Below are 320 nucleotides of genomic sequence, written 5' to 3' on the forward strand. Positions count from 1 at the left end.
TGTGTCGGTGCCTGCGGTCGGCAGCACGCTTGCCAACGGTGAGGTGGTAGGCTTCACCGGGGCGCTCGACAGGGCCGCGGGCGAAAATGTGGGCACCTATGCCATCAACCAGAACACGGTTGCCAACGGCAACTATGCGATAAGCTACACGGGTGCGCTGCTGACCATCAACCAGCTTGCAGTGACGGTGACAGCGGATGCGAAGTCCAAGACCTACGGTGACGTCGACCCCGCGCTGACCTTTGTGTCGGTGCCTGCGGTCGGCAGCACGCTTGCCAACGGTGAGGTGGTAGGCTTCACCGGGGCGCTCGACAGGGCCG

Annotated in this window: 1 protein-coding gene; it reads left to right on the plus strand. The window is 64.1% G+C overall.

Going from position 1 to position 320, the window contains the following annotated elements; genetic code table 11:
* The coding region (locus tag L0U89_RS20685; protein ID WP_234863191.1) for an MBG domain-containing protein at window positions 1-320 on the plus strand (320 nt) is incomplete at both ends.

Source organism: Mariniradius sediminis (genome assembly GCF_021491425.1).
In the GTDB taxonomy this organism is placed as follows: domain Bacteria; phylum Bacteroidota; class Bacteroidia; order Cytophagales; family Cyclobacteriaceae; genus Mariniradius; species Mariniradius saccharolyticus.